The organism is Oleiphilus sp. HI0123, assembly GCF_001635315.1.
Map to the genome: position 1 here is coordinate 1 of NZ_LWGE01001112.1, position 5,958 is coordinate 5,958.

Consider the following 5,958-nt stretch of genomic DNA (forward strand, 5'->3'; position numbering starts at 1 on the left):
TGATGTCATTTAGCGACTCCATGACATCTTGATATTGGTCGGGTACAAGAGCTGGGGCGTTGAGACTTTCTAGAATGTCGAGATTTTTTAAGGACTCCCTTAGATTTCCTTCAACTTTCTTTTTATTCTCGTAAGCGTTTTCTATATATTTTTGTGCAGCGATCGCGGACATTAAAGAGGCATTTTTTATATCGCTGGGAGGGGCTGTTAGGTACTCGCGTGCTAATGCAATGCTCTCTTCTGCTTGCCTAAGATGTAATGGAGAGAAGAATTCTACGCCTTTTTTCTTCGCAACTAGCAGTTTTTCTTCTGCTTCGTCAATTGCTTGTTCTGGTGTGAAAGTTGACTGTGAAGCTGCTTGGGCAGATTTTTGTTGAACGCTTTCTGATATAGCTACTTGGTTACTGGCACAAGCTGATAGTAGTACTGTTAAACTAGAGGCTAGTATAATTTTTTTCGAAATGCTTAGCTTTGTCATTCTATGAAGTCCCTTAGTAATATTAGTAGCAGTATAGTGCAGAAAATATCCGCAAAGAATTATATCGCTTAATTAGTATTGTGAAAATGGCAACTGATTAATTGGGCCGTAACCATTACCGACCTGTAAACCGTCAGCATTTTGGATACAAGATTCGGTAAATGATATACCTTCTTTAACAGCTATGAATAAGTCTGGCTGTTTAGCCAAGTTTGCAGCGATTGCTGAAGATAGTGTGCATCCGGTTCCATGAGTATTATTTGTTGCAATGCGTTTGTGCGAGAATGAATTCATTGCCTTATTGGTCTGCAGGTAGTCGGTAACGATTTCGCCATTTACATGACCTCCTTTAAGTAGAACGCTACATGCAAATAACTCAGATAATAATAAGGCCTTATTCTGAGTGCATAAATTTTCAGTGTCTTTTCCTTTAAATTGGAGCAGGTAGTTTGCTTCCATAAGGTTGGGTGTTATTAGAGTGGCCAAAGGAAACAAGTTCTCAACCAGGGCTGTTCTTGCGGCTTCTTCTAGAAGCATTACGCCTGAACTGGAAGTAAGGACTGGGTCGATTACTATAGGTGTACTTGTGTTGTTGGAAAGGCATTCTACGACCTCGTTAATAATTTCACTTGAATACAGCATTCCTATCTTTATAGCTTTAAAGTTTATGTCGCTGATGACTGTCTGTAGCTGATCCTTCACAACTTTCGCTGGTAGTGGATAGGTGGCCTTAACTCCCTTTGAGTTTTGAGCTGTGACATTGGTGATGACTGATGCTCCATAGACATTTAAGGCAGTAAATGTTTTGATATCTGCTTGTATGCCTGCACCGCCTGAAGAGTCAGAGCCGGCAATTGTTAGTACATTTGGTGTATACTTCATATAAAGAAGGTCACTTGTAGTTTTGTTCCATGTTGTGTTGCTTAGGTTGAACAACATTTAGATGTTACCAAAGTTTATTATGCCCTACCTTTTCCTTTCCTTGCTTCTTTTATTTACCCTTACTACGAATGCCGGCGTAACGGCAGAAGATATTTTAGGTGAATACTGGAAAGACCCCTTGTTTGGTCAGGCTGCGACTGATCGTACCGTCGAGCTTGAAGTGCTTGTTGGTAGGGTGTGGCCGCAATCTGTCAATATTAGTTCTGGTTCAAAGGTCAGAGTACTTGTTAAAAATCGTACTAACGAGCCTCATTTGCTCGTTTTTACAAAGGACCTGAAAGCTTTATACCAGTCAGAAGCGTACAAGATGTTTGTTCTTGACGAACTCTATCACTCTAAGAAAAAGGCGCAGCAGGGTTCAGGGCATTCGCACTCCGGGAATAGTGTAGGGGATGCAGAATCTATTGTTAAACCGCTATCTCAGAACCCTTCAGTGTTTGTTGTAGGTGGCGATAGAAAAGAAGTGTTAATTGAGTTTGAGGGAACTGGTATTGCAAACTACTCATGCATGATAGAGTCCCACCGAAATAATGAAACAGTAGGAAGTATAGTCATTGAATAATAAGTTTGAGTCTCTAAGCGTCAAAGCGGTCGATTGGCAAGATGGTGCGCTGGTTCTATTGGATCAGAGAAATCTACCTTTGTCTGAAGATTATATGAGTTGTCATGATGTTGAACAGGTTTATACGGCAATCAAGACGATGGTTGTACGTGGAGCGCCTGCAATTGGTATTTGTGCGGCTTACGGTGTTGTTTTGAGCGCAAAAAAGCACTTAATGAATGGAGTCGATTTTTATGAACGTATTAACAAGGATATTGAATTCCTGAGTCAAGCTAGGCCTACCGCGGTAAATTTAGCATGGGCTCTGAAAGTTATGCAGGAAGAGCTCCTAGCGCAGAAAGAGCAGGATTTTAGTTTAGAAAAGCTGCTTCTCCGCGCCCAGGAAATTCATCAAGAGGATATTGCTAACAACTTTAAAATGGGTGATTTAGCCTGTTCCGTGTTTAAACGCTTCCATGAAAAACCGTTCTCTGTCATGACTCATTGTAATGCCGGAGGCTTGGCTACAGGTGGCTATGGAACGGCTTTAGGGGTTATACGCTCAGCCTGGAGTGATGGCTTAATCACTGAAGTCTTTGCAGATGAAACGCGCCCTTGGATGCAAGGTACCCGATTAACTGTTTGGGAGCTCATGAGAGATGATATCCCGGTTACCTTAAATGCGGACTCGGCGGCCTCGTGGGTGATCCAAAACAAATCGGTTGAATGGATTATCGTTGGTGCAGACAGGATTGCAGCTAACGGAGATGTTGTAAACAAGATTGGCACCTACTCTTTGGCGATTCAGGCAAGGTACCATGGCGCAAAGGTAATGGTCGTTGCGCCTAGCAGTACGGTTGATATGGCATCGAAAAACGGTGCGTCTATAGAGATTGAAATGCGTGATTCCGATGAGCTTAAGTGTTTCAGTGGACAACAAGTTTCAGAGGCTAACGTACAGGCACTTAATCCGGTCTTCGATGTGACGCCCGCGAGCTTGGTCGATTATATCGTTACAGAGCGAGGCGTCATTGCTGGGCCGACCTTAGATAAGATGACCGATAAATTCTCGCTTTAATATGAAATGTTTCAGGAAAGGTGTTTAAAGATGTCTAATGAGCTATCCCTTGGCCATGTAGAGTCAGAAGTTGTTGCTTGGCTGGAGCGAGTGGTAATCGGCCTTAACTTGTGTCCGTTTGCTCGCAAACCCTACGAAGACGAACGTGTCCGAATCGCGATCGACACTGGGAGCTCTTATGACTCAATACTTGAACGCTTGTTGGCAGAGTTAAGGTTTCTAGATAATGATAGTAATCTGGCTATTGAAACGACTCTGCTTGTTATCCCAAATGGCTTGAGTGACTTTTATTCTTACTTAGCATGCCTGTCGGATGCGAATTCAATTTTGGTTTCAGAAGGTTACGAAGGTGTATTTCAGTTGGCAAGTTTTCACCCGGATTACCAGTTTGAAGGTACCGAACCGGATGATAAATCGAACTTAACAAATCGCGCTCCCTATCCGGTTTTTCACATAATTAGAGAGCAATCTTTGGAGTATGCGCTAGAAAGTTATGATAACCCTGAAAAAATTCCAGAGCGTAATGTTGAGCTAATGCAGTCAATGGAGGGGGAGCGGTTAAAAGCTTTATTTCCGTGGCTGAGTATTTAGTCGTCTAGGAGAACGAAAGCTGCGCACTACCTTTTGATTTCGCAAGCAGTAGCTTTTTGCTTGCTCTCTTCCAGGCAGAATTAAAGTCTTCATTAGGCAAAATATGTACAACTCCGACGCTGATGCTCGAATTTAGCCACTTTCCATCGCTTGACTTTATTTTGATGGCTTCGAAATCTCGCATTAACCTTTCAACGTAGAGCCTGGCTTGGGGGAGTGAGCAGTTGGATAGAAGTATAGTAAACTTCCCACCACCGACTCTTCCTGCCAGCCCTCTTCTATAGGCGAAGCTATTTTCCTTATCGATCAGCTTTGCGGCTAGGTTATCTCGACGTACTTTTGTTTGGAGCAATTGACCAAACTCGCTAAGCAATAGGTCGCCTGCGTGAAGGCCGTGCGCCTCATTAAACTTCTGAAAGTTGTCAATATCAATATCGATCCAAACAAGGTCGTTCTCGCTAGTTTTAATTGTATGTTCAATTTGAGTGTAGAGGGTTTGACGACTAAAAACCCCTGTTAACTGGTCTTGAGTTGACTCACCCAGATAATTTTCGTCGTCTCTTGCCAGCTTACGGTTTTCTTGTTTCAGGTTTGCGTATTTATAGCCAAGCAAGATGGCTAGCAGCAGTTGCTCGGTCACTGAACCTGCAATGAAAATATTGAGGGTGTCTAGTGATGGGGGGGTGTATCCAAGCCACATCCATACCCATAGGGTGCCCGTAATAAGGTGAGTGGTCCAGGCAAGAAGAAACAACTTCGCCATCGGGGGGTGACGCTTTAGTGCACCGATAGCACAGACAAGTATGATAATTGGAATGACTAGACCTATCGTTTCTACACACATGTAGGCAAGTTGGTCAGACATAAACCCTAGTAGAAATATGGTCGAAAAAGTTGCAGCCAATAACAGGCGTAATAATATATCGAGCTTGGGGATTGTTGTCTTAGTTTCAAGTAGCTCGCGAACGAATACTGTTGCAGAAAACGCAAGCAAGCAAGCGGTCAGGTTGGTGAAGCTACCCTCTCCACCCCAATCGGGAAACGCCAGGCGGTTGTACCCGGTCATGGCAATCATATATAGCGACATACATAAAACGTAAGAGGCGTAATAAGTATAAACTCTTTCTCCAGCAGAGATGCCAATTACCATGTTGTAGACAAAAGCAAGAATCATCAGTCCAAAACACAAGCCATACACAAGATTTCTACTAGCAAGAAGAGAAAGTTGTGAGTCGTGGTCTCGGATGTTTATGCTGAAATTTAAGACTTGTGAACTCTTGATTTTAAGGAAGGCTAGGCGATGTTCGCGCGGTTTTTCGATAACGAAGGTAAGAAAGGTGGCTGGGAAACTGGCATTGTCACTAGCGTGCCTACCAGCAGCGTGCTTCCAGGTCCAGAGACCGTTTTCATAGATTGCCAATTCGCCATCTAATCCGACATTGGGTGCAAGCTCAATCCAAATTCGATCCGAATCGACAATTCGGGGAAGTTCAATTTTAACCCACATCGTCGCACCGTCAGATGCTTTCCAGTAATCCTCTTCTAAGGCATTTAATTTTGTATAGCCATTCGGGAGAGGTGTCCAGGTGTTATTTGGCGTACCAACGATATCTTCGAGAGAGGCGGAGCTGTTACTATCGAATAGCTGCCAGTAGCGAATGTTTTCTTGCTGCATAAGCTCAGCGTTAGCAAGAAAAGGTGCAGAGGCAAAGAGAATAAGAAGTAAATAGCTTAGGTAATGCATTGGCTTTATGGATGCATGGTTTAACTGGTTTTCCAGTCGATAATATTAAGTTCGCAAGGACACTCATCTTACCACCTTTCAAGAGCTTCGCGTAGCATGTAGAGCCTAAAATAGACTACAAATACATCAGATTTGATAAAGAGTTTGAGAAAAGAGAGATAAAAGTTGGACAGAATGTCGATTGGCTGCTACCACTTTAAATTATATAGCGAATTTTGATGTGCTAAATATTAGTAAGTTTAGGTTTTCATGGGATTTTTTTGCACAGAGGGTTTTATGGATAAAAATGAATATTTGGTCGCTAGGGTTGGTCATATCAGATTGGCGGTTTATTGTCGCGATGTTGAGAATGTTTTTTCTGGAAACTACAGCTTGGTAAAGCTGTTTTATCAGGGCGACTTTTTTCGGGGCATGACTACTATAAATGGACAGATCATGCAGGTTCTTGATTTGCGTCGTCGTATTGGGATGGAGCAGTGTCTTAAGGGAGAACAGTTAACATTGGTTAGCTTTAATACCGGGGGCTCAAACAGTATCGCTGTAGTAGTTGACGAAATTTTAGGAATGCAAAGAATTGAGTCTGA

7 protein-coding genes are annotated in these 5,958 nt (G+C 42.7%); 4 read left to right on the forward strand and 3 right to left on the reverse strand.

The window, feature by feature from the left end; translation table 11 throughout:
- Both A3761_RS11270 and thiD read right to left on the reverse strand, forming a co-directional pair.
- The coding region (locus tag A3761_RS11270) for a hypothetical protein (RefSeq protein WP_156491802.1) at nucleotides 1-478 on the reverse strand (478 nt) is incomplete at its 3' end.
- A 72-nt stretch (nucleotides 479-550) separates the two neighbouring features.
- The gene (gene thiD, locus A3761_RS11275; RefSeq protein WP_068506541.1) at nucleotides 551-1,360 is read right to left on the reverse strand and encodes a bifunctional hydroxymethylpyrimidine kinase/phosphomethylpyrimidine kinase; all 810 of its coding nucleotides are present in this window, start codon (nucleotides 1,358-1,360) and stop codon (nucleotides 551-553) included.
- Between the two features lie 79 nt (nucleotides 1,361-1,439).
- Here thiD and A3761_RS11280 point away from each other — a divergent pair, with 79 nt between their 5' ends.
- The 3 genes from A3761_RS11280 to A3761_RS11290 are packed head-to-tail and all read left to right on the forward strand — an operon-like array spanning nucleotide 1,440 to nucleotide 3,630.
- Nucleotides 1,440-1,982, forward strand: a complete 543-nt coding sequence (locus A3761_RS11280) for a hypothetical protein (RefSeq protein WP_156490687.1) — start codon at nucleotides 1,440-1,442, stop codon at nucleotides 1,980-1,982.
- Nucleotides 1,975-3,039, forward strand: coding sequence for an S-methyl-5-thioribose-1-phosphate isomerase (gene mtnA, locus A3761_RS11285; RefSeq protein ID WP_068506400.1), 1,065 nt, complete (start codon nucleotides 1,975-1,977; stop codon nucleotides 3,037-3,039). The genes A3761_RS11280 and mtnA overlap by 8 nt, the downstream gene beginning before the upstream one ends.
- Before the next feature lie 30 nt (nucleotides 3,040-3,069).
- Nucleotides 3,070-3,630: a DUF1415 domain-containing protein gene (locus A3761_RS11290; RefSeq protein ID WP_068506406.1), complete on the forward strand. Its 561-nt coding sequence runs from the start codon at nucleotides 3,070-3,072 to the stop codon at nucleotides 3,628-3,630.
- 4 nt (nucleotides 3,631-3,634) lie between these two features.
- Here A3761_RS11290 and A3761_RS11295 read toward each other — a convergent pair whose 3' ends face one another.
- Nucleotides 3,635-5,374, reverse strand: coding sequence for a diguanylate cyclase (locus A3761_RS11295; protein WP_068506407.1), 1,740 nt, complete (start codon nucleotides 5,372-5,374; stop codon nucleotides 3,635-3,637).
- Between the two features lie 276 nt (nucleotides 5,375-5,650).
- Here A3761_RS11295 and A3761_RS11300 point away from each other — a divergent pair.
- Nucleotides 5,651-5,958: chemotaxis protein CheW (locus A3761_RS11300; RefSeq protein ID WP_197473018.1), on the forward strand; the 308-nt coding region annotated here is incomplete at its 3' end.